This is a genomic window from Amycolatopsis sp. NPDC114478, assembly GCF_055633805.1.
In genome coordinates this window covers 165,914-185,915 of the sequence record NZ_JBVKDO010000020.1, presented here as the reverse complement: position 1 = coordinate 185,915, position 20,002 = coordinate 165,914, and the positions used below count along the sequence as shown (strand labels likewise).

The following is a 20,002-nucleotide window of genomic DNA, read 5'->3' as shown; positions in this document are numbered from 1 at the left end:
ACTTCGATCATGAGCAAGACATCGAACCTCGTGTCCGCACTGGTCGTCGCCTGCACCGTCGCGCTCGCCGCTCCGGCCGTTGCGCTGGCGGCCACGGGGCCGGCTCCGGCCGCCGTTCAAGGGCACAAGCACAAAGCCAAGCTCGAAGCCAAGGCCGACAAGTCGCGCGTCAAGGTCGGCGAAGAAACGAAGATCAAGGGCTCGTTCGCCGACCTCGGGGGGCAGGAGAGCGTCGCCGGTGGGGAACCCGTGATCGTGCAGCAGCTGCAGGCCGGCGTCTGGGTCAACCTCAGCACCGGCACCTGCCGGCCGAACGGGAACTTCGTGTTCAGCCTCAGCTTCAGCCTGCGCACCACCCTGACCCTGCGCGTCTACCACCCGGAGACCGACCTCTACGTCAGCGCCGTCTCCAGCGTCTTCGGCGTCGTGGTGATCTAGGAACGCGAGAACGCGGTCCGCATCCACGACGCCGCGAGGCAGATCATCGCGATCCACGCGATGATCAGGCCGAACCCGGGTCCGCCGCCCGCGGCTCCGCTGGCGTGCGACGACTGCTGCGACCAGATCGCCAGCAGCCCGTCCACCGAGGCGAACCAGCCGCCGGCGGCGCACACCCAGGCCAGCCACCACCGGCGCGTCACCAGCGCCAGCGCCGACGCGAAGATGCCGACGCCGGTCGACGTCGCCGCGAACAGCTGCGGGATGCCGCCACCCTCGCCGGCCAGCACCTGCCAGCCCGCCTTGTCACCGACCCACGGCAGGATCAGGCAGATCAGCAGCACGAACGTGAACACCGCGATGGTGAACCCGCGCCGGCCCAGCTCCACCGTGCGCGACGCGTGGTCGCCGACCTCGTCGATCTCGGCGGCCAGCTCGGCCAGCTCGCCGTTGCCCTTGGACTCCGTCACAGCGCACACCCGCTCACCGGCTCCGGCTGGGCGGCCGGGGCACCGAAGCCCGGCAGTCCCAGCGTGACGCCGCTCGTCTTCGGCTTCCGCCCGGCCTCCGCGTTGTCGCCGGCCCGTGTCCGCCGGTGGGACAGCAGGTCGCCGTCGGCCACCAGGTGGTGCGGCGCGCCGTAGGTGACGACCGTCTCGACGACGTCGCCCGGGCGCACCGAGCCGTCGACCGCCGCGCCGGTCGGCGTGAAGTGCACGAGGCGGCCGTCGCGAGCGCGGCCGCTCATCCGGTTCGTCTCGGCGTCCTTGCGGCCCTCGCCCTCGGCGACGAGCAGCTCGACCCGCCGGCCGACGATCTTCTTGTTCTCTTCCCAGGAGATGGCGTTCTGCAGCTCGACCAGGCGCTCGTAGCGCTCCTGCACGACGGCCTTGGGCAGCTGGTCCGGCATCGTCGCGGCCGGCGTGCCGGGGCGGATCGAGTACTGGAACGTGAAGGCGCTGGAGAACCGCGCCTGCTCGACGACGTCCAGCGTGGCCTGGAAGTCTTCCTCGGTCTCGCCGGGGAAGCCGACGATGATGTCGGTGGTGATGGCCGCGTCCGGCATCGCCGCGCGCACCTCGTCGAGGATCTTCAGGAAGCGCGCGGAGCGGTACGACCGCTTCATCTCGCGCAGCACCCGGTCGGACCCGGACTGCAGCGGCATGTGCAGCTGGTGGCAGACGTTCGGCGTCTCCGCCATCGCCTCGATGACGTCGGTGGTGAAGGACGCCGGGTGCGGCGAGGTGAAGCGGACGCGCTCCAGGCCGTCGATGGCGCCGGTCGCGCGCAGCAGCTTGCCGAAGGCGAGCCGGTCGCCGAACTCGACGCCGTAGGAGTTCACGTTCTGGCCGAGCAGCGTGACTTCGAGCACGCCCTCGGCGACGAGCGCCTCGACCTCGGCGAGGATCTCGCCGGGCCGCCGGTCGCGCTCCTTGCCGCGCAGGGCCGGGACGATGCAGAAGGTGCAGGTGTTGTTGCACCCGACCGAAACGGACACCCAGCTCGCGTAGGACGACTCGCGCTTCGCGGGCAGCGTCGAGGGGAAGGTCTCGAGCGACTCGAGGATCTCGACCTCGGCCTCGGCGTTGTGCCGCGCGCGTTCGAGCAGCGTCGGCAGCGACCCGATGTTGTGCGTCCCGAAGACGACGTCGACCCAGGGAGCGCGCTTGACGATCTCCCCGCGGTCCTTCTGCGCGAGACACCCGCCGACGGCGATCTGCAGGCCGGGGTTGGCGACCTTGTCCGGGCGCAGGTGGCCCAGGGTGCCGTAGAGCTTGTTGTCGGCGTTCTCCCGCACGGCGCAGGTGTTGAACACGATGAGGTCGGGCTTGCCCCCGTGGTCGACGGGGACGTACCCGGCGTCCTCGAGCTGCCCGGCGAGGCGCTCGGAGTCGTGCACGTTCATCTGGCAGCCGAAGGTGCGGATCTGGTACGCCCTGGGTGCCTGTGTCTCGGTCATCGTCTCCCAGGGTAGACCCGCCCCCACCTGCGCCTCGGCGTCCCCTCCCGGGGGCTGTCCGTGGCAGAGTGATCGGGTGGACTGGGGACCTTGGCTGCGCCGGTGGAGCGCGGAATGGATCAGCACCGCGGAGCCCGGCGAACTCGATCCCGCCGTCGCGCGCGACGGGTGGCTCGGGTTCGCCGCGGCGACCGAGGCCGAAGTCGCCGGCGCCGAGGGGCGGCTCGGGGTGCGGCTGCCGCCGTCCTACCGGCAGTTCCTCCTCTGCACCAACGGCTGGCGGGACGCGGGCGGCTTCGTCTACCGGATGCGCGACACCACGACGGTCGGCTGGCTGCGCGACCTCGAGCCGTTCTGGGAGGAGTGGGACGACCTCGACGAGCAGGAGACCGACGGCAACCGCTTCACGCGTGGCCTCCTGCTGTCCGAGGAGACCGACTCCGGCATCCTGTTCCTCGACCCCGCCGACGTCGACGAGTCCGGCGAGTGGGCCGCCTACAGCCTCTTCTCCTGGCGCGCCGCGCCACCCACCCGGTTCGCTTCCTTCGCCGCGCTGATGGAGGACCTCTACGCCGAGTTCCACCAGATGCGCAAACCCGCCGGCGAGACGCGTGATTCGTGGGACGCCGAGGTCGAACGGGCCCGGCTGGCCGCGCTCGCCGGGGACGTCGATGCCGCCGCCGGGGTGCTCGCGCGAGCCGAAGACTTCGGCCGTGAACGGGCCACCGTGCTGCGTGCGCAGATCCTGCTGCTGTCCGGCCAGTCGTACGAGGCCGGAATGCTGCTCGGCCGGCTGCTGCACCCGTCCTTCCTGCCCGAGGGGTTCCTCACCGACCCGCTGTTCACCGAGGAACTGCTGCCGTACCTCTTCGACGACCACCTCCGCCGCGCGCGGCCGGGGCGGCAATCCGTGCTCCGAAGCGCGATGATCGGCGAGCGGCCGGCGATCATGGCCGTGGTCGCCGAGCACGAACCCCGGTTCGCGCGGCCCGGCGAAGGCTTCGGTTACGGCAACCCGGAGTTCGACCAGCCGGTGCGCCAGGCCCGGGCCGCGCACGCGGACGACCCCGACGCCCTGTGGACCGCCATCCGGGCCGCGATGCCGCATTGGCGGCCGCGCACGCCGGACCACATCGCCCCGGTCGCCCTGCTCGCCGACCCCGTCCTGGCCACGGCGATCACGCCCGAGCGCGGCCGCGAACTCCTCACGACGCCCCGGCTCCCGTGAACATCGCCACCATGCTGTGGGGCGCCTCGGCGCCGAGCATGACCTCGTAGATGTCCTCCTCCCCCGCTTCGGCGGCCACGCGGGGGAACATCTGCTCCTCGTACTCCGCCAGCGCCCGCTCCGGGTCCTCCGGGTGCGAGGCGATCGCCTGTGCCAGGGCGGCGCCGTCCTGCATGGCCAGGTTGGCTCCCTCGCCGTTCGGCGGCATCAGGTGGGCCGCGTCGCCGATCAACGTCACCCCCGACACCCGGTCCCAGCGGTGGCCCGCCGGCAGGGTGAACAGGCGGCGCAGCACCGGCGGCACGTCGCTGTCGGTGAGCAACGCCGTCAGCTCCGGGGCCCAGCCGTCGAACTCCTCGGCGACGTCGCCGAGGAGCCAGTCCTCGGGCTTCCGCAGCTGGGCGTAGGTGTGCAGCGTGCCGCCGCTTTCGCGGTGCGCCAGGATTCCCTTGCCCGGCGCCAGCGCGAACATCGAGCCCGCGCCGACCGCCTTCGCGGCGCCGGGGTGACGCGTGTCGGCGTCGAGCAGGAACGTCTCGACCACCGAAACGCCGACGTACGAAGGAACTGCGTCCGACAGCAGCGGCCGCACCCGCGACCACGCGCCGTCCGCGCCCACCAGCAGGCTCGAAACCACGGTGGCGCCGTCGGCGAAGCTCACCTCGTGACGGCCTTCACCGAGGGCGCGGACATCGGTGACCTTCCGTCCCCAGTGGACGGCCCCGGGCGGCAGGGAGTCGAGCAGCAGCTGCCGCAGTTCGCCGCGCTGGACCTCCGGGCGCTCGCCCGTTCCGTCGTCGGGGCGGTCCAGCAGCACCGTCCCGTGCCGGTCGAGGACGCGGTAGGACTCGCGGCCGGCCAGGACCAGTTCGCGGAACTCCGCCGTCAGGCCCGCCGCTTCGAGCGCCGGCTGGCCGTTCCACGGGTGGATGTCGAGCATTCCGCCCTGGCGGCGGGCGGCCGGCGACGCCTCCGCTTCGTAGACCGTCGCCGGGACGCCGTGGACGTGCAGGACGCGGGCCAGGACCAGGCCGCCGAGGCCGCCACCGATGATCGTCACAGGGTTTTGGATCGTCATTCCAACGACGCTACCACGACTTTGGATCGGCGATCCAAACATGGCATGATGGGCGCATGGCGAAACGACGCACGGACGGGCTGTCCCAGGAGGTCATCGTCCGGGCGGCGACCGAGCTCCTCGACGACGGCGGCGAGGCCGCGCTGACCTTCCGCGCGCTCACGACGCGCCTGAGCACCGGCTACGGCGCGATCTACCACCACGTGGCGAACAAGAGCGACCTCTTGGCGGCCGCCACAGACGACGTCATCGCGGGCGTCCTGACCGGCGTGGTCCTCGACGCGGACCCGCGGGAAGCCTTGCGCACGGTCGCGCTGGGCCTGTTCGACACGATCGACGCCCACCCTTGGGTCGGCGCCCAGCTCTCGCGAGAGCCGTGGCGCCCCGCGCTCCTGGAGATCTACGAGAGCACCGGCCGGCTGCTCGACGCGCTCGGCGTCCCGGAGCACGCGCTGTTCGACGCCGCGGGCGCGCTCGTCAACTACGTCCTCGGCGTCGCCGGGCAAAACGCCGCGAACGCCCGGGTCCTCGCCTTCGGCGAAGCGGACCGGACGGCTCTCCTGGCCAAGGTCGCCGCGCAGTGGGCGGAGCTCGACCCGGAGAGGTACCCGTTCGTGCACCGGGTTTCCGCGCAGCTGCGCGAGCACGACGACCGCGAACAGTTCCTCGCGGGCGTCGACATCTTCCTGGCCGGGATCGCCGCCCTGCACTGAGCGACGACGTACTGCCAGCGGCACCGCAAGGCATGACCGACTCCCGGGAATGGGCCCCTGGGCGGGTGGCGGCGCCACGCAGAGGTTCGAGGTGGAACCGGTTCCGAGGATCGCTCCGCGGCGCCGAACTGTCAAGGCTTGACAGGCCGGGGCCGGTGGTATGAACCTTTTTACCGATCGTTCCCCGCCGGCCCTCGAGGGCATCCGCCCGGCACTCAGGGGACGAGCCGGGCCGCGCCGTCCCCTGACCGGCGGCGGGTCCGCCCCACTTCCCCGGCCAGGGAGGAACCATGCCCTCGAACGTCCTGCCGCGGCGCCGTCGCCGCGGCCCCGGTACCCGCTTGGCGACGCTGGCGGCGGCCCTCGCCGTCGCCGTCCTCGGCTTCGCCGCACCGTCCGCGACCGCCGCGGACACCTTGATCTCCCAAGGCAAACCCGCCACGGCCTCGTCGGTGGAGAACGCCGGCACCCCGGCGAGCGCCGCGGTGGACGGCAACACGGCCACCCGCTGGTCGTCGCAGTTCAGCGATCCACAGTGGATCCAGGTCGACCTCGGCGGCGCGGCGACGGTCAGCCAGGTCGTCCTCCGCTGGGAAGCCGCTTACGCAACCGCGTACCAGATCCAGCTGTCCGACAACGGTTCCACGTGGTCCACTGTGTACCAGACGACCACCGGCACCGGCGGCACGCAGACGCTGAACGTGTCCGGCTCCGGCCGTTACGTCCGGCTCGCCACGACCGCGCGCGCCACCCCGTACGGCGTCTCGCTGTGGGAGTTCCAGGTGTTCGGCACCGGCGGCGGGACCACGCCGCCCGGCGCGGGCACGCCGCCGGACTCGTTCTGGGGTGACACCGCGAGCATCCCGGCCGCGCGCAACGTGCTCACCGTGAAGGTGCTCAACCGCACCAACGGCAAGTACCCGGACAGCCAGGTGTACTGGAACTTCGGCGGTCAGACGCACTCGATCGCCGAGCAGCCCTACCTCGACATGCCGGCCAACTCCGCCGGGCGGATGTACTTCTACCTGGGCACCCCGAACGGCCAGTACGCCGACTTCATCGAGTTCACCGTCGGACCGGACGTGTTCAACGGCAACACGACCCGGGTCGACGCGTTCGCGCTGAAGCTCGCCATGCGGCTGCACGCGCACGACGGCTACGACGTCCAGGTCGGCGACGACTACCCGACGTTCCAGGAGGACCGGTCGGCCACCTTCGCCAAGTTCCAGTCCGAGGTGCCGGCGGAGTTCAAGGGCCTGGCGACGGTGAACGCGCCGTACCGCATCCCGGCACCGGGCAGCGCGCCGGACTTCCGCGCCGGCGGCAAGTACGCGAACTACTTCACCGCCTACGCGCAGTCGGTGGGCGTCAACGAGCCGACGTCGAACATCACCGGGTGCGCCGGTTCGCTGGCCGGCAACCCGGACATGTGCGCGGCGCTGAACCGCCACACCGCGCACCTGCCGCAGTCGCAGTGGCAGGACCCGGCGCGGTACTACCAGGCGGCTCCTGCGAACTACTACGCGAAGTTCTGGCACGACCACGGGATCAACCACCTCGCGTACGGCTTCCCGTACGACGACGTGGCGGCCCAGTCGTCGTTCGTCTCCCACGGCAACCCGCAGTGGCTGGTGGTCGCCGTCGGCTGGTGACCCGATCCCCGGTGCGGCGGCTTCCGGGCCGCCGCACCGGGCCGCGGTCAGGCCGCGCGCTCGTCCGGTTCCGCGGGCTTCGCGGGCGGGACGACGACCGGCGGCGCCGGAACGCGGTCGCGGCCGAGGCGCTGGGCCAGCGCGTTGGCCGGCCGCTCGACCAGCACGTAGCTGATCGTCGCCGCCACGATGCTGCCGCCCAGCACGAAGGCCAGCAGGGGCCAGAAACCCGCCTGGCCGCGCAGGCCGAGCAGCGGGTCGGGGGCCTTGCCGAACACGCTGCCGTTGCGGAACCAGAGGTAGATCATCAGCAGGTGCCAGAGGTAGATCCCGTACGAGATCCGGCCGAGGAACCGGACCGGCCGGTTGGTGAGCACGCCGTCCATCAGCCGGGACCGCACGCCCGGCACCGTGAGCGGCGCGACGATCAGCACCGCGAACACCGTGATGAAGACCAGCGCCAGCATCTCCTGGGCGAGGGCGCCGTAGTCGCCCATGCCCGGGTGCCCGAAGAACTCCGGCAGGTTGACCACGTACACCCCGAGCGCCAGCAGCCAGCACAGGTTGGGGTGGCGGACGATCAGCCGGTACACCGCCGGCGGCCGGTCGACGGCCTGCGAGTACGCCGACAGCGTGCCGAGGAACATCCCGGCGGCGAACAGCGAGAAGTACCCGAACGGCCAGAACGACAGGTAGAACACGTCCGTACCGAGGGCCGGCAGGTACGCCATCGCCGTCCAGGCGAAGCCGATCAGGGTGAAGACCGCCAGCGGCAGCACCAGCCGGCGGGCGCGGGCGCCCGGCGTCGACGCCTTGCGCGCGTGCCGGGCGCCGATCCAGGCCACGACCGGGATCAGCAGGTAGAACGTCATCTCGGCGGGCACCGTCCACGTCGGCTCCATGCCGGCCATGGAGATGCCGTCGGGCCAGAAGAAGTGGAAGAGCAGGAACGGGCGCAGCACGTACCAGACGCCGTCGATGCTGCGCAGGTTCAGCAGCAGCAGATCGGCGACCACGAGCAGGAAGTAGGCGGGCAGGATCCGCAGCGCCCGCCGGGTCAGGAACGAGCCGACGGCCGGCTTGGGCGCGCCCGTGATGACCGACCGGGCGAAGCCGCGGAAGAGCAACATTCCGGAAAGGACGAACAACGGTCCCAGGCAGACGGCGAGGCCGTTGCTGACCAGGCCCCAGATCCCGGCGCCGGGTTGCCCCATCCACGCGCTCACGCCGCTGATGAAGGCGACGTGGTAGACGAGCACGCCGACCGCGGCGAGGCCGCGGACGCCGTCGAGCGTCGGGACGCGGACTTTCGTCCCTGGTGCCGGTAGTGCCCCGGCGGGCTTGACTGCGTTCCCCATGATGAACCCCTTCGAAGTCCAGAGAAGCCCATCGTTTACTTCCGACGCCGGGCCGCTCATCTTCATTGGTGCGGTCCACATGGGAAAACCACAGCTCAGAACCTTATCCACTGACCACAGAGGACGGTGGATAATTTCCGGCGCCGTCCTTTCCGGACAAAAGACGTCCCCGGTGCGAGCGCACCGGGGACGTCAGGGGGAAATGGGTGGTCAGCCGGCGAAGAACTCGGCGAGCACCGGCGCCAGCACGTCCGGCGCCACGTCGTGGCCCTGTCCTTCGAGGGTCCGCTCGCGGGCGTCGGCCAGCACGCCGGCCAGCGCCTTGGCCGCGTTGTGCATGACCGGGCCGCTGGCCCCGCCGTCGGCGACGAGCACCGGGACGCGCACCGCGGCCCAGCGGTCGGCGGACACCGAGCCGTCGCCCATCAGCGCCGAGTCGTACACCAGCGTGTGCGCCACCGACTCGAAGCCCGGCCACATCGGCGCGCCGCGCATCTGCGAGACGAACTCCGGCGGCACGGCCGCGCCGTGCACGAGGAAGTGCTCGACGGCGTCGCCCGGGCGGCCCGCCTCGACCAGTTCGACCAGCTTCTCGTGGTAGCCCTCGGGAAGCGGCGGGCGCAGGTTGTCGACGATGAAGGGCGCTTCGTAGACCGCGACCTTGGACACCGGCAGCTTCGCCGCCGCGTCGAGCGCGAGCACCGCGCCCGAAGACATGCCGAACACCGACGCGGTCCCGCCGACGGCGTCGATCAGCGCCGCGATGTCCTCGATCTCGCGGTCGATCGCGTACGGCTTGGTGTCGCCGCTCTCACCGCGGCCGCGGCGGTCGTAGTGGACCGCGCCGAACCGCTCGCCGAGCAGCTGGGCCAGCTGCGCGGTGCTCGGGTCGAAGGCGCGGTACTGGAAGGCGCCGCCGACCAGGATCACCGGGGGCCCGTCGCCGTAGCGGTCGTAGGCGATCTTGGTCCCATCCCGGGACGTTACCTCACTCATGGAACTTCCTCTCGTTGCTACAGGACACTGAGCACCCCGCCGTCGACGCGCAGTGCCACACCGTTCACATAGGACGCTTCGGCCGACACCAGGTAGCCGACCGCGTGCGCGATGTCCGCCGGCGTGCCGAGCCGCCGGGCGGGGATCCGCTTCACCATGGCCGCTTCCAGCACCGCCGGGTCGCGGCCGAGCGCCCGGCCGCGGTCCGCGGCGACGGTCCGGTACATCGTGGAGTCGACCGGCCCGGCGAGGATTTCGTTGGCGGTGACGCCGGACCCGGCGTAGTCGGCGACGACGCTCTGGCACAGGCCGCGCAGCGCGCTCTTCGTCAAGTTGTAGGGCGCGTTCCCGGGTGCGGCCACCTGCCCGAAGATCGAGCTGAGGTAGACGATCCGGCCGTAACCCGCCGCCGTCATCCCGGGCAGGCAGGCCTGCGTCAGCCGGACGGCGCTCAGCACGTTGACGGCGAGCGTGCGGCGCAGGGTGTCGGCCGGCACGTCCGCGAGCTTCTCGCGGCCGAGGTTCACCCCGGCGCAGCAGACGAGGACGTCGAACCCGCCCGGGGGCAGCACTTCGGCGTCGGTCAGCTTGTCGATGCGGGTGTAGTCCGCGTGGAACGGCTTCGCGCCGGTCTCGTCCGCGAGCGCCGTCGCCGCTTCGGCGCCCGAGCGGTACTGGAACCAGACCTCGTGGCCCGAGCCGGCCAGGGTGCGCACGACCTGGGCCCCGAGATCTCCTGTGCCGCCGGACACGAAAGCCCGGAATCCACGCTCTGCCACGGCGTACCACGCTGCCAGCGGACCGGCGGCCGCCGCATCTCCGAACGTGCTGCGCGGGCGGTTCTCCTCGATTGCGGGACGCCGGAACGGCAGCCGGGAATGCCGCGATCGCGCCTACTCTGGCGGAAACGGCTTTCGCACGAACTGGGGAAAGATCGGCCATGCTCGAAAATGATTTCGCACCCGCGCCACCGAACTATTCGACGTACCTCGTCCTGGACGAAATGCTCGCCACCCAGCGCCCGGTTTCCGGGGAGCACGACGAGCTGCTGTTCATCGTCGTGCACCAGGTCTACGAGCTGTGGTTCAAGCAGCTGCTGCACGAGCTCGCGAAGCTGCAGTCCGATCTGGCCGGTGGCCGCGCCGCGCAGGCGCTGCACACCCTGCACCGCTGCCTGACCGTGCTGCGGCTGGCGGTGTCGCAAGTGGACGTCGTGGAGACCATGACGGCCCGGGACTTCGCCCGCTTCCGCGACGAGCTCGGCACCGGCAGCGGCCTGCAGTCGGCCCAGTTCCGCGAGCTGGAGGCCGTGCTGGGCCGCCGTGACGGCCGGATCACCGACGGTCACCCCGCCGGGAGCGCGGACCGGTCGCGCATCGAAGCCGCCCTCGCCCGACCGTCCCTTTTCGACTCCTTCGTCGAGTTCCTCGGCACCCAGGGCTACCCCGTGCCGGTGCGCCGCGACCCGGCGGCGCCCGCCGAGCCGTCGGCCGCGGTGCAGCGGGTGCTGCTGCGCGTCTACGACGACGACGGCGTTCCGGCGCAGCTCTGCGAACGCCTCACCGACTTCGACCGCACCTGGCAGGAATGGCGGTACCGGCACGTGCGGCTCGTCGAGCGGATGATCGGCGCCCTGCCCGGCACCGGCGGCTCGAGTGGGGCGTCCTATCTGTACACAACATTGTTCAAGCCGGTTTTTCCCGATCTGTGGATTATCCGCGGTAATTTCTGACCACGCCCGGAGCGCACGCGCGAAGATGCCCGCCGCCCCGCGCCCCTCGCATACTCGAATTCGATCACCGCGGCTTCCGCGTGCGCGGGTGAGCTCCTGGAGGACGTTCGTGCAGCCCGACATTCCCGGTGTCCCGGTCCCGCCCGGGATGGCCGCGCTCGCCGCGACCGTGCGCACGGCGGAAGAAGAGCTTTCGCGGAGTCGCGCGGCCCGGCCGCCGGCCCGGCACGAGGCCGACTTCGCCGCGCTGATCGCCGCCGACCTGAAGATCGAGCCCCGGGACTGGATGCCGGCGGGCTACCGCGCGGCGCTGGTCCGCCAGCTCGCGCAGCACGCGCACTCCGAGGTCGTCGGGATGCAGCCCGAGGCCAACTGGATCACCCGCGCGCCGGACCTGGCGCGCAAGGCCATCCTGATCGCGAAGGTCCAGGACGAGGCCGGGCACGGGCTCTACCTCTACTCCGCCGCGGAGACGCTGGGCGTGTCCCGCGCGGAGCTGCTCGACGCGCTCCACAACGGACAGCAGAAGTACCTGTCGTTCATCAACTACCCGACGCTCACCTGGGCCGACACCGGCGCCCTCGCCTGGCTCACCGACGGCGCGGCCGTCGTCAACCAGGTCACCCTCTGCCGGACGTCCTACGGCCCGTACGCGCGGGCGATGGTCCGCGTCTGCCGCGAGGAGTCGTTCCACCACCGGCAGGGCTTCGACTCGCTGCGCGCGCTCACCCACGGCACGCCGGCCCAGCGGAAGCTGGCCCAGGACGCCGTGAACCGCTGGTGGTACCCGGCGCTGGCGATGTTCGGCCCGCCCGACGAGCACTCGACGCACTCGGCGCGGTCGATGGCCTGGCGGATCAAGCGCTGCGGCAACGACGAGCTGCGGCAGCGGTTCGTCGACCTCTGCGTGCCGCAGGCGGCCGCGCTCGGCGTCGAGCTGCCCGACCCCGCCCTGCGCTGGGACGCCGAAACCGGCCACCACGTCTTCACCCCACCCGACTTCGCCGAGCTCAAGCGGGTCGTCGCCGGGCACGGGCCGTGCAACCGGCAGCGGCTGCGGCACCGGCTGGCCGCCCACGAGGACGGCGCGTGGGTCCGGGCGGCCGCGACGGCCTACGCCGCGAAGCGCCGGGACGCCGTGGCGGTGGCGGCATGACCGGCGCGACGGGCGACTGGCCGCTGTGGGAGGTCTTCGTCCGGGCCCGGCGCGGGGTCACCCACGCCCACGTCGGCAGCCTGCACGCGGCCGACGCGACGCTGGCCCTGCAGCACGCCCGCGACCTCTACACCCGCCGCGGCGAAGGCGTCTCGATCTGGGTGGTGCCGACGGAGGCGATCACCGCGAGCAGCCCGGACGAGAAGGACGCCTACTTCGACCCCGCCGCCGACAAGGCCTACCGCCACCCGTCGTTCTTCACCCTGCCGGCGGGGGTGGAGAACCTGTGACCGGGATCGTGCTCGAGCTGGCCGACGACGCGCTGATCGCCGCCCAGCGGCTTTCGCAGTGGTGCGCGCGGGCACCCCAGCTGGAGGAGGACGTCGCGCTCGCCAACATCACGCTGGACCTGCTCGGCCAGGCCCGGGCGCTGCTTTCGCACGCCGGGGACCTCGAAGGCGCGGGCCGCGGCGAAACCGAGCTGGCCTTCCTGCGTGAGCCCGAGGAGTTCCGCAACGCGCAGCTGGTGGAGCTGCCCGACGACGACTTCGCGACGGCCATCGCGAAGCTCCTCTTCTTCGCGGTCTTCCAGTCGCTGCGCTACACCGCGCTGCGCGGCGCGGACGATCCGGTGCTGGCCGCGATCGCCGGCAAGGCCGCCGTCGAGACGCGCTACCACGTCGAGCACGCGCACGCCTGGACCGTCCGGCTCGGCGACGGCACGCCTGAGTCGAAGCGCCGGATGCAGGCCGCGGTCGACGACGTCTGGCCGTTCACGCACGGGCTCTTCGAACCGGGCGCGCCGGGCTTCGACCCGGAGTCGCTGCGGGCGGCGTGGACCGGCCGCGTCGAGAGCGTGCTGCGCGAGGCGACGCTGGAGCGCCCGGCCGACGGCTGGACGCCGACCGGCGGCCGGCGCGGCGAGCACACCGAAGCGTTTTCCTACCTCGTCCAGGAGATGCAGGGCCTGCACCGCGCGCACCCGGGGGCCCGGTGGTGACCGCGGCGGTGCGGGCCGCCATCGCCGCCGTCGCCGATCCCGAGCTGCCCGTGCTCACCATCGAGGAGCTGGGCATCCTGCGGGACGTCACCGCCGAGGCGGACGGCCGCCTGGTCGTCACGGTCACCCCGACCTACCTCGGCTGCCCGGCCCTCGACACGATCCGCGCGGACATCCGGGCCGCCGCCCGCGCCGCCGGCTGGCCACGGGTCGACGTCGTGACCGCGTGGGACCCGCCGTGGACCACCGACCGGATCACCGAGTCCGCCCGCGTCAAGCTCGCCGCCGCCGGGATCGCCCCGCCGCGCCCGCTGCTCACGCTGCACGTCGAGGCGCCGCCGTGCCCGCGGTGCGCCGCTCCGGGGTCGGAAGAGATCGCCCGGTCCGGCGCCACGGCCTGCACGGCGATCCGCCGGTGCACCGCCTGCCTCGAGCCGTTCGACCACCTGAAGGAGCTGCCATGACCGCCGTCGCGGACGCACGCGCGCACTCGGAAGCCGACGGGACCGCGGTCGAAGCGTTCCTGCGCCGGCTCGGTGTCGACCACCCGGGCCGCCCCACCCTGGCCGCCCTGCGCCGGATCCACGAGCGGCACGTGCTCACCGTGCCCTTCGAGAACCTCGACTTCCTGCTGCGCAAGCCGATCGCCCTCGGCGCCGCGGCCCTGCCGAAGATCGTGGAGCAACGCCGTGGCGGCGGCTGCTACGAGCTCAACGGCTGCCTGGCCGAAGTGCTGCGCGCGCTCGGCTACGACGTGACCGTGTACGGCGCCCGCGTCTACATCGACGACGTCCCCGGTCCCCTGCTCGGCCACCTCGTGCTGCGGGTCCTCGCCGAGGACTCCGCCGAGCCGTGGCTGGTCGACGTCGGGTACGGCCGCAGCTTCCGGTTCCCGCTGCGGCTCGACGACCGCGAGCCGCAGCCGGACCCGCAGGGCGTCTACCGGATCGCCGAAGCCGCCGACGGCGACCTCGACGTCCTGCGCGGCGACGTGCCGCAGTACCGGCTCGAGCCGCACCCGCGCACGATCGCGGACTTCGAGCCGACGCTCTACTGGTTCCAGACGGCGCCCGAGTCGCCGTTCCTCACCGGCCTGTTCTGCTCGCTGCACACCGAAACCGGGAAGATCACGATCAGCGGCGACACGCTGGTGCGGCTGCACGAGGGGCAGCGCACCAAGACCGTGCTCGGCAGCGAAGCCGCCCGCCGGGACGCCTACCGCACCTGGTTCGGCTTCGACCTCGCCGCAGTGCCGGAGCCACCGCGATGACCCGGACCCGGTTCCACCGCCTGGCCGTCCTCGGCGCCGACCGCGTCGCGGCCGACGGCAGCGCGGTCGCGCTCACCTGCGCCGTGCCGCCGTCGCTGCGGGAGGCGTTCGCCTTCCGGCCGGGGCAGCACGTCACCGTGCGCGCCACCGGCGACGACGGCGGCGAGCTGCGCCGGTCCTATTCGGTCTGTTCCACTCCCGCGGACCTGGCCGGGCGCGGGCACCTGCGCCTGGGGGTCCGGATCGTGCCCGGCGGCGCCGTGTCCGGCAGCCTGGCCGACGCGGACGCGCTGGACGTCCTCCCGCCCGTGGGCGCGTTCGGCACGACACCCGACCCCGACCGCCGTCGCCGCTACGGCGCCGTCGCGGCCGGCTCGGGGATCACGCCGATCCTGTCCATTGTGGACTCGGTGCTGCGGACCGAGCCGTTCAGCACGTTCACCGTCTACTACGCCAACCGCACCACCGACTCGGCGATGTTCACCGAGGAGCTGGCCGACCTCAAGAACGCCCACGCCCGGCGGCTGCACCTGGTGCACGTGTTCTCCCGCGAGGAGCGGCCGGCCGGCCTGGCTCCCGGCCGGCTGGACGCGGCCACGTTGCCCCGGCTGCTGGCCGGCCTCGGCACGCCGGCCCCCGGCCGCGAGTGGTTCGTGTGCGGCCCCGACGGTCTCGCGACGGCGGCCCGGCGGACCCTGCTCGACCTGGGCGTCCCCGCCCGCGCGGTCCACACGGAGCTCTTCGGGCTTGCCGTCCGGCCGGTGCCGCCGGCCGCGGACGGCGGGCGCGTCCGGATCGTGCACGACAGCCGTACGTCCACTGTGGACATGACCGCCGCCGGGTCCATCCTGGACGCCGCGCTCGCCGTCCGGCCGGAGCTGCCCTACTCGTGCCGGACCGGGGTGTGCGGCACGTGCCGGGCGCGGGTGCTGAGCGGCACGGTCCGGATGAGCGGCGGCTTCGCCCTCGGCGCCGACGAGGAAGCCGCGGGGTTCGTGCTGACCTGCCGGGCGCAGCCGGTCGGCGACGACGTCACCGTCGAGTTCGACGCGGCGTGAGGAGACGGGGATGACCGGGCACCAGTGGCCGCCGTACCGGCTGGAGGGCGAGCTCGCCGAGCGCGTCGAAAGCGTGCGGGCGGTGCTCGCGGAGACCGAAGCCGACGCGGAACAGCGGCGCATGCTGCCCGAGGAGGCGTTCGGCACGCTCGCCGACGCGGGCCTGTTCCGGCTGGCGCTGCCCACCGAGCTCGGCGGCCTGGAAGTGCTGCCGCTGGTGGAGATGGAGGTCTACGAAGCGGTCAGCCGGGTGAGCACGGCGGCGTGCTGGAACCTCTCGGCCGGCTGCCTCTACTCGTCGTGGGCCGCCGCGTACCTCTCCGACGACGCCGTCCGCGAGATCTTCGGCTCCGGCGGCCCCGCCGTGGTCGCCGGGCAGGGACCGCCCCGCGGGACGGCCGTCGCCGCCGAGGGCGGGGTCCGGGTGACCGGCCGCTACGGCTTCGGCAGCGGGATGAGCCACGCGACCTGGGTGCTCGGCGGGTTCACCGCCCCGCCGCCGGACGACGAGTGGCGGGCGTTCGTCGTCCCGAAGGAGCGCGTCGACGTCCTGGACAACTGGCACGCCGTCGGGCTCGCCGGCTCCGGCAGCGTCGACTACGCGGTCCGGGACCTCTTCGTCCCCGACGGGTACTGGTTCCCCCTCGGCCGGCCGCGGCCCCTGCGGGGTGGGCCGCGGTTCGCCGCGCCGATCGCGGCCCAGGTGGCCGCGGCGCACTGCGGGGTGGCGCTCGGCGCGGGCGAACGCGCCCTCGACGCCGTCGTGTCCGCCGCCCGGTCCGCGGGCTCGCCGCTGGCCGCGCGCGGCGCGTTCCACCGCGACCTCGGCGAAGCCCACACCCGGCTGAGCGCCGCCCGCGACCACGCCGCGCGGCTGCTCGGCGCGCTCGGCGACCGGCTGCGCCACGGCCCGCGCCCGGACCGCCTGTTCGTGCAGCAGCTGGTCGCCGCCGAAACGTACGTGACCGAGGTGGCCACCGACGTCACGACGATGGCCTACCGGTACGCCGGCACCGCGGCGATCCGGCTGGACCACCCGCTGCAGCGGATCCTGCGCGACCTGCTCGTCGCGCTGCAGCACAAGTTCATCGCCGACACCAGCTACGACGTGCTCGGCACGACGCTGCTCGACGACGTCCGGCGCACCGCCTGACGCACCGAAAGGAAAGGGAGATCATGGGCAAGCCCCAGAACACCGACGAGTACCTGGCGAGCCTGGCCGAGCCGTTGCGGGAGATCGCGAACCGGCTGGCCAAGGTGATCGACGCGAACCTGCCCGACGCCCACGGGCTGCTCTACTACGGCCACCCGTGGTGGGGCCACAGCGAGACCCCGGGCAAGCAGCTCGTCACCTACCTGAAGGCGTACAAGGCGTACGTCACCTTCGGGTTCTGGCGCGGGCAGGCGATTTCGGACTCCTCCGGTCGCCTCGAAGCCGGCTCGGGCGGCATGGGCCAGGTCAAGATCCGCTCGGTGGACGAGATCGACGAAGAGCTCTTCGGCGACTGGCTGCGCCAGGCGGCCGCGCTGGAGCGGGCCGGGAAGTAAGACACCCGGGCCGATGGGGATCGGCCCGCTGGGGGAAGGACAACGAGATGGCACACCTGCGCGCCGCCGACGTGCCGGCCGAGTTCAACCTCGCCGCGCACTTCCTCGACCGCAACGAAGACGGGCGGACCGCGCTGCACACCGCGGCCGGCCCGGTCACCTACGGCGAGGTGAAGGCGCTGGCCAACCGGACCGGCCACGCGCTGCGGGCGCTCGGCGTCCGGCGGGGCGACCGCGTCCTGCTGGCGCTGGGCGACGGCACCGAGTTCGTCGCGACCTGGTTCGGGGTGCAGAAGATCGGCGCCGTGACGGCCGAGGTGTACACGTTCCTCAAGCCGGCCGACTACCGCTACTACCTGGACTACAGCCGGCCGGCGGTGGTCGTCGCGGACACGACGACGCTGGGTCCGCTGCGCGCGGCCGGCGCCCGCAACCTGCTGGTGGTCGGCGCGGACCCGGAGTCGCTGCGCCCGGGCGAGCACGACTACGCGGCGGTCACGGCGGAGCAGCCGACGGCACTGGAGGCCGCGCCGACGCGCAGCGACGACATCGCGCTGTGGCGGTTCACCACCGGCAGCACCGGCTCCCCCAAGGCGTGCCTGATCCACGCGCGCAGCCCGCTGCTCAGCTTCGAGTGGTACGCCCGCGCCGTCATGGACATCCGGCCGGACGACGTCGTGCTGCCGGTGCCGAAGCTGTTCTTCGGCTACGCCAACAACATGGCGGTGACGTTCCCGTTCGGCATCGGCGCGGCCGGGGTCGTGTTCCCGGAACGCAGCACGGTGGACCGGATGTTCGCGCTGATCGCCCGGCACCGCCCGACCGTGCTGGTCAACGTCCCGACGATGATGAACGCGATGCTGGAGCACCCGGCCGCGGCCGAGCAGGACTTCGGCTCGCTGCGCCTGTGCGTCTCCGGCGGCGAGCTGCTGCCGCCGGACCTGCACCGCCGGTTCGCGGACACGTTCGGCGTGGACACGATCGACGGGATCGGCGCGTCCGAGTCCTACCACGGCTACATCTCCAACTCCCCCGGCCGCTCCCGGCCCGGCACCCTCGGCCGCGTGATCCCCGGCTACCGCGTCCGGGTGGTGGACGACGAAGGCACCGAAGTCCCGCGCGGGGCGACGGGCCGCTTGGAGGTGACCGGCGGGACCGTGGCGGCGGGCTACTGGCAGGCCCCGGACAAGACCGCCGAAGCGTTCCCGGCCCCGGGCACGGTCCGCACGAGTGACCTGGTGTCCCAGGACGCGGACGGCTTCTTCCGCTACGAAGGCCGCGCCGACGATCTGCTGAAGGTGGGCGGCCTGTGGGTCTCCCCGACCGAGATCGAGAAGTGCCTGGCGACGCACCCCGCGGTCGCGGAGTGCGCGGTGGTCGGGTTCCAGCGGGACGGCCTGACCCGCACGCGGGCGTTCGTCGTCGCGCGGGACGACGTGTCCGGCGAAGCGTTGCAGCAGTACGTGAAGGCGCGGTTGTCGCCGCACAAGTACCCGAGGGAGGTGTGGTTCGTGCCCCGGCTGCCCCGGACCGCCTCGGGGAAGGTGGACCGGATCGCCTTGCGGGCCGAGGAGCTCCCGGAAGCGGCGTGAGTCAGGCCACGAGGTCGGCCAGCGCCGCGGCGGCCGCCCGCTGGCCGGACACGAGCGCGCCCTGCACCGACGGCGTGTCCCGGTGGTCTCCGCAGACGTACCGGCCCGGGCCGATCCGCACCGGGCGGCGCAGCGGAGCACCGGGACCGAACACCGGCAACGCGTTCGGGATCGCGTACGTCTCGAGCAGGTCCCACCCGCGCGTGTCCGTGTCGTAGATCCGGGCCAGCCGCTGCCGGACCCGCGGTTCCAGGCCCGGGTCGGCGCGGTCGGGCACCGACGCCGCGATCAGCGCCGAGCCGGCCGGGGCGTAGGCCGGGGAGACCTCGCTGAGCACCGCCGTGTTCAGCAGCAGGTCGTCGAGGCCGTCGACCAGCAGCGTGGGCGAGCGCAGCGGGGAGGCGTCCGCGCGGTAGTAGAACGTCGTGACCGCGTGCCAGCCCGGCGCTTCGACCCCCGGCAGCAGCCGCGCCGCCGTGTCCCCGTCGGTCGCCACCACCACCGCACGCGCGCGGATGTCTTCGCCGTCCCGCGTGCGGACGCCGTCCTCGGTGACCGCGTCGACTTCGACGCCGGTGCGGACCGTCAGCCCGGTCGCCAGCTGCCGCGGCAGGGCTTGCATCCCCTCGGCGGGCAACGCGCCCCCACCGCGCAGGAAGCTCCGCCAGAGCAGGTGGAACAGGCGGCTCGACGTCGCCAGGGCCGGGTCGAGGAACACCCCGGCCAGGAACGGCCGCAGCACCTCCTCGACCGTGGCCCGGGTCAGCCCCCAGCGGCGCAGCTCCTCGGCGGTGCTGCGCCCGGTGTCCGTCCGATCGGCCGCCAGCACGTCCTTGGCCGCCAGCGCCGCCATCCGCGCGCCGTCGAGGGGCCGGCTCGCCGCGAACGCCGCGGCCCCGCGCACCGCGGGCAGGCCGTGCCACGGCCCGGCGAGCCACCGGCGTCCGGAGCCGGTCATCGCGATCGTGCCGCGCGTGAACGGCCGCGGCCGCAACGCCGGCACGTCGGTCAGCCGCCGCAGCGCCGGGTACGCGGGCAGCAGCACCTGGAACCCGCGGTCGAGCCGGAACCCGCCGACGACGTCGGTGCGCACCCGGCCGCCGATGTCGTCCCCCGCCTCCAGCACCGTGACCTCGGCGCCGGCCCGGCGCAGCCGCCGCGCCGCGCTCAGCCCCGCCAGCCCGCCACCCACGACGACGACGTCCATGCCGCACTCCCTCCGT

At 72.9% G+C, this 20,002-nt stretch carries 21 protein-coding genes; 14 read left to right on the top strand and 7 right to left on the bottom strand.

Going from position 1 to position 20,002, the window contains the following annotated elements; genetic code table 11:
* Nucleotides 1-9: 9 nt before the first annotated feature.
* Nucleotides 10-438 carry a hypothetical protein gene (locus ACZ7OH_RS40545; RefSeq protein ID WP_470285748.1) on the top strand — a complete coding sequence of 143 codons (429 nt, stop codon included), beginning with the start codon at nt 10-12 and terminating at the stop codon, nt 436-438.
* On the opposite strand, the gene ACZ7OH_RS40540 is transcribed toward ACZ7OH_RS40545, so the two are convergent.
* Both ACZ7OH_RS40540 and miaB read right to left on the bottom strand, forming a co-directional pair.
* The gene (locus ACZ7OH_RS40540; RefSeq protein WP_470285747.1) at nt 435-908 is read right to left on the bottom strand and encodes an Rv2732c family membrane protein; all 474 of its coding nucleotides are present in this window, start codon (nt 906-908) and stop codon (nt 435-437) included. The genes ACZ7OH_RS40545 and ACZ7OH_RS40540 overlap by 4 nt on opposite strands.
* On the bottom strand, nt 905-2,398 hold the full coding sequence (miaB, locus tag ACZ7OH_RS40535; RefSeq protein WP_470285746.1) for a tRNA (N6-isopentenyl adenosine(37)-C2)-methylthiotransferase MiaB: 1,494 nt from the start codon (nt 2,396-2,398) through the stop codon (nt 905-907). The genes ACZ7OH_RS40540 and miaB overlap by 4 nt, the downstream gene beginning before the upstream one ends.
* Before the next feature lie 76 nt (nt 2,399-2,474).
* Here miaB and ACZ7OH_RS40530 point away from each other — a divergent pair, with 76 nt between their 5' ends.
* On the top strand, nt 2,475-3,626 hold the full coding sequence (locus ACZ7OH_RS40530; protein WP_470285745.1) for an SMI1/KNR4 family protein: 1,152 nt from the start codon (nt 2,475-2,477) through the stop codon (nt 3,624-3,626).
* Here ACZ7OH_RS40530 and ACZ7OH_RS40525 read toward each other — a convergent pair.
* Nucleotides 3,604-4,704 carry an FAD-dependent oxidoreductase gene (locus ACZ7OH_RS40525; protein ID WP_470285744.1) on the bottom strand — a complete coding sequence of 367 codons (1,101 nt, stop codon included), beginning with the start codon at nt 4,702-4,704 and terminating at the stop codon, nt 3,604-3,606. The two genes, ACZ7OH_RS40530 and ACZ7OH_RS40525, sit on opposite strands and share 23 nt — an antisense overlap.
* Nucleotides 4,705-4,760: 56 nt before the next feature.
* On the opposite strand from ACZ7OH_RS40525, the gene ACZ7OH_RS40520 reads away from it, so the two are divergent.
* Nucleotides 4,761-5,417 carry a TetR/AcrR family transcriptional regulator gene (locus ACZ7OH_RS40520; protein ID WP_470285743.1) on the top strand — a complete coding sequence of 219 codons (657 nt, stop codon included), beginning with the start codon at nt 4,761-4,763 and terminating at the stop codon, nt 5,415-5,417.
* A gap of 290 nt (nt 5,418-5,707) precedes the next feature.
* Nucleotides 5,708-7,069, top strand: coding sequence for a beta-1,3-glucanase family protein (locus tag ACZ7OH_RS40515; RefSeq protein WP_470285742.1), 1,362 nt, complete (start codon nt 5,708-5,710; stop codon nt 7,067-7,069).
* A 47-nt stretch (nt 7,070-7,116) separates the two neighbouring features.
* Here ACZ7OH_RS40515 and ACZ7OH_RS40510 read toward each other — a convergent pair whose 3' ends face one another.
* The 3 genes from ACZ7OH_RS40510 to ACZ7OH_RS40500 all read right to left on the bottom strand — a co-directional run bounded on the left by ACZ7OH_RS40510 (nt 7,117) and on the right by ACZ7OH_RS40500 (nt 10,202).
* Complete coding sequence (locus tag ACZ7OH_RS40510; RefSeq protein ID WP_470285741.1) at nt 7,117-8,427, bottom strand: acyltransferase family protein; 1,311 nt, start codon at nt 8,425-8,427, stop codon at nt 7,117-7,119.
* Between the two features lie 210 nt (nt 8,428-8,637).
* Nucleotides 8,638-9,423 (bottom strand): alpha/beta fold hydrolase, encoded by a 786-nt coding sequence (locus ACZ7OH_RS40505; RefSeq protein WP_470285740.1) that lies wholly within the window; start codon nt 9,421-9,423, stop codon nt 8,638-8,640.
* Nucleotides 9,424-9,440: 17 nt separating this feature from the next.
* On the bottom strand, nt 9,441-10,202 hold the full coding sequence (locus tag ACZ7OH_RS40500) for an SDR family NAD(P)-dependent oxidoreductase (protein ID WP_400889235.1): 762 nt from the start codon (nt 10,200-10,202) through the stop codon (nt 9,441-9,443).
* Nucleotides 10,203-10,363: 161 nt separating this feature from the next.
* Here ACZ7OH_RS40500 and ACZ7OH_RS40495 point away from each other — a divergent pair, with 161 nt between their 5' ends.
* From ACZ7OH_RS40495 to ACZ7OH_RS40450, 10 genes are all read left to right on the top strand, one after another.
* Nucleotides 10,364-11,155 carry a tryptophan 2,3-dioxygenase gene (locus tag ACZ7OH_RS40495; RefSeq protein WP_470285739.1) on the top strand — a complete coding sequence of 264 codons (792 nt, stop codon included), beginning with the start codon at nt 10,364-10,366 and terminating at the stop codon, nt 11,153-11,155.
* Between the two features lie 109 nt (nt 11,156-11,264).
* Complete coding sequence (gene paaA, locus ACZ7OH_RS40490; protein WP_470285738.1) at nt 11,265-12,311, top strand: 1,2-phenylacetyl-CoA epoxidase subunit PaaA; 1,047 nt, start codon at nt 11,265-11,267, stop codon at nt 12,309-12,311.
* Nucleotides 12,308-12,601 carry a 1,2-phenylacetyl-CoA epoxidase subunit PaaB gene (gene paaB / locus ACZ7OH_RS40485; protein ID WP_400889226.1) on the top strand — a complete coding sequence of 98 codons (294 nt, stop codon included), beginning with the start codon at nt 12,308-12,310 and terminating at the stop codon, nt 12,599-12,601. Before paaA ends, paaB begins: the two co-directional genes overlap by 4 nt.
* The gene (gene paaC / locus ACZ7OH_RS40480; protein WP_470285737.1) at nt 12,598-13,311 is read left to right on the top strand and encodes a 1,2-phenylacetyl-CoA epoxidase subunit PaaC; all 714 of its coding nucleotides are present in this window, start codon (nt 12,598-12,600) and stop codon (nt 13,309-13,311) included. Before paaB ends, paaC begins: the two co-directional genes overlap by 4 nt.
* The gene (gene paaD, locus ACZ7OH_RS40475; RefSeq protein WP_400889220.1) at nt 13,305-13,775 is read left to right on the top strand and encodes a 1,2-phenylacetyl-CoA epoxidase subunit PaaD; all 471 of its coding nucleotides are present in this window, start codon (nt 13,305-13,307) and stop codon (nt 13,773-13,775) included. The genes paaC and paaD overlap by 7 nt, the downstream gene beginning before the upstream one ends.
* On the top strand, nt 13,772-14,581 hold the full coding sequence (locus ACZ7OH_RS40470; protein WP_470285736.1) for an arylamine N-acetyltransferase family protein: 810 nt from the start codon (nt 13,772-13,774) through the stop codon (nt 14,579-14,581). The genes paaD and ACZ7OH_RS40470 overlap by 4 nt, the downstream gene beginning before the upstream one ends.
* Complete coding sequence (locus ACZ7OH_RS40465; RefSeq protein WP_470285735.1) at nt 14,578-15,639, top strand: 2Fe-2S iron-sulfur cluster-binding protein; 1,062 nt, start codon at nt 14,578-14,580, stop codon at nt 15,637-15,639. Before ACZ7OH_RS40470 ends, ACZ7OH_RS40465 begins: the two co-directional genes overlap by 4 nt.
* A gap of 10 nt (nt 15,640-15,649) precedes the next feature.
* Nucleotides 15,650-16,792: an acyl-CoA dehydrogenase family protein gene (locus ACZ7OH_RS40460; protein ID WP_470285734.1), complete on the top strand. Its 1,143-nt coding sequence runs from the start codon at nt 15,650-15,652 to the stop codon at nt 16,790-16,792.
* A 23-nt stretch (nt 16,793-16,815) separates the two neighbouring features.
* Nucleotides 16,816-17,187: a DUF1801 domain-containing protein gene (locus tag ACZ7OH_RS40455; RefSeq protein WP_470285733.1), complete on the top strand. Its 372-nt coding sequence runs from the start codon at nt 16,816-16,818 to the stop codon at nt 17,185-17,187.
* A 47-nt stretch (nt 17,188-17,234) separates the two neighbouring features.
* Nucleotides 17,235-18,779: a benzoate-CoA ligase family protein gene (locus ACZ7OH_RS40450; RefSeq protein ID WP_470285732.1), complete on the top strand. Its 1,545-nt coding sequence runs from the start codon at nt 17,235-17,237 to the stop codon at nt 18,777-18,779.
* Nucleotide 18,780: 1 nt separating this feature from the next.
* Here the strand turns inward: ACZ7OH_RS40450 and ACZ7OH_RS40445 are convergent, their stop codons facing one another.
* Nucleotides 18,781-19,986 (bottom strand): FAD-dependent oxidoreductase, encoded by a 1,206-nt coding sequence (locus ACZ7OH_RS40445; protein ID WP_470285731.1) that lies wholly within the window; start codon nt 19,984-19,986, stop codon nt 18,781-18,783.
* Nucleotides 19,987-20,002: the final 16 nt, after the last annotated feature.

Bases quoted from the DNA above. Each gene is read 5' to 3' on its own strand.
- ACZ7OH_RS40460 (WP_470285734.1), top strand. From the start codon at position 15,650: ATGACCGGGCACCAGTGGCCGCCGTACCGGCTGGAGGGCGAGCTCGCC.
- ACZ7OH_RS40465 (WP_470285735.1), top strand. From the start codon at position 14,578: ATGACCCGGACCCGGTTCCACCGCCTGGCCGTCCTCGGCGCCGACCGC.
- ACZ7OH_RS40525 (WP_470285744.1), bottom strand. From the start codon at position 4,704: ATGACGATCCAAAACCCTGTGACGATCATCGGTGGCGGCCTCGGCGGC.
- ACZ7OH_RS40510 (WP_470285741.1), bottom strand. From the start codon at position 8,427: ATGGGGAACGCAGTCAAGCCCGCCGGGGCACTACCGGCACCAGGGACG.
- ACZ7OH_RS40495 (WP_470285739.1), top strand. From the start codon at position 10,364: ATGCTCGAAAATGATTTCGCACCCGCGCCACCGAACTATTCGACGTAC.
- ACZ7OH_RS40505 (WP_470285740.1), bottom strand. From the start codon at position 9,423: ATGAGTGAGGTAACGTCCCGGGATGGGACCAAGATCGCCTACGACCGC.
- ACZ7OH_RS40470 (WP_470285736.1), top strand. From the start codon at position 13,772: ATGACCGCCGTCGCGGACGCACGCGCGCACTCGGAAGCCGACGGGACC.
- ACZ7OH_RS40450 (WP_470285732.1), top strand. From the start codon at position 17,235: ATGGCACACCTGCGCGCCGCCGACGTGCCGGCCGAGTTCAACCTCGCC.
- ACZ7OH_RS40455 (WP_470285733.1), top strand. From the start codon at position 16,816: ATGGGCAAGCCCCAGAACACCGACGAGTACCTGGCGAGCCTGGCCGAG.
- paaB (WP_400889226.1), top strand. From the start codon at position 12,308: ATGACCGGCGCGACGGGCGACTGGCCGCTGTGGGAGGTCTTCGTCCGG.
- ACZ7OH_RS40515 (WP_470285742.1), top strand. From the start codon at position 5,708: ATGCCCTCGAACGTCCTGCCGCGGCGCCGTCGCCGCGGCCCCGGTACC.
- ACZ7OH_RS40445 (WP_470285731.1), bottom strand. From the start codon at position 19,986: ATGGACGTCGTCGTCGTGGGTGGCGGGCTGGCGGGGCTGAGCGCGGCG.
- miaB (WP_470285746.1), bottom strand. From the start codon at position 2,398: ATGACCGAGACACAGGCACCCAGGGCGTACCAGATCCGCACCTTCGGC.
- ACZ7OH_RS40520 (WP_470285743.1), top strand. From the start codon at position 4,761: ATGGCGAAACGACGCACGGACGGGCTGTCCCAGGAGGTCATCGTCCGG.
- ACZ7OH_RS40545 (WP_470285748.1), top strand. From the start codon at position 10: ATGAGCAAGACATCGAACCTCGTGTCCGCACTGGTCGTCGCCTGCACC.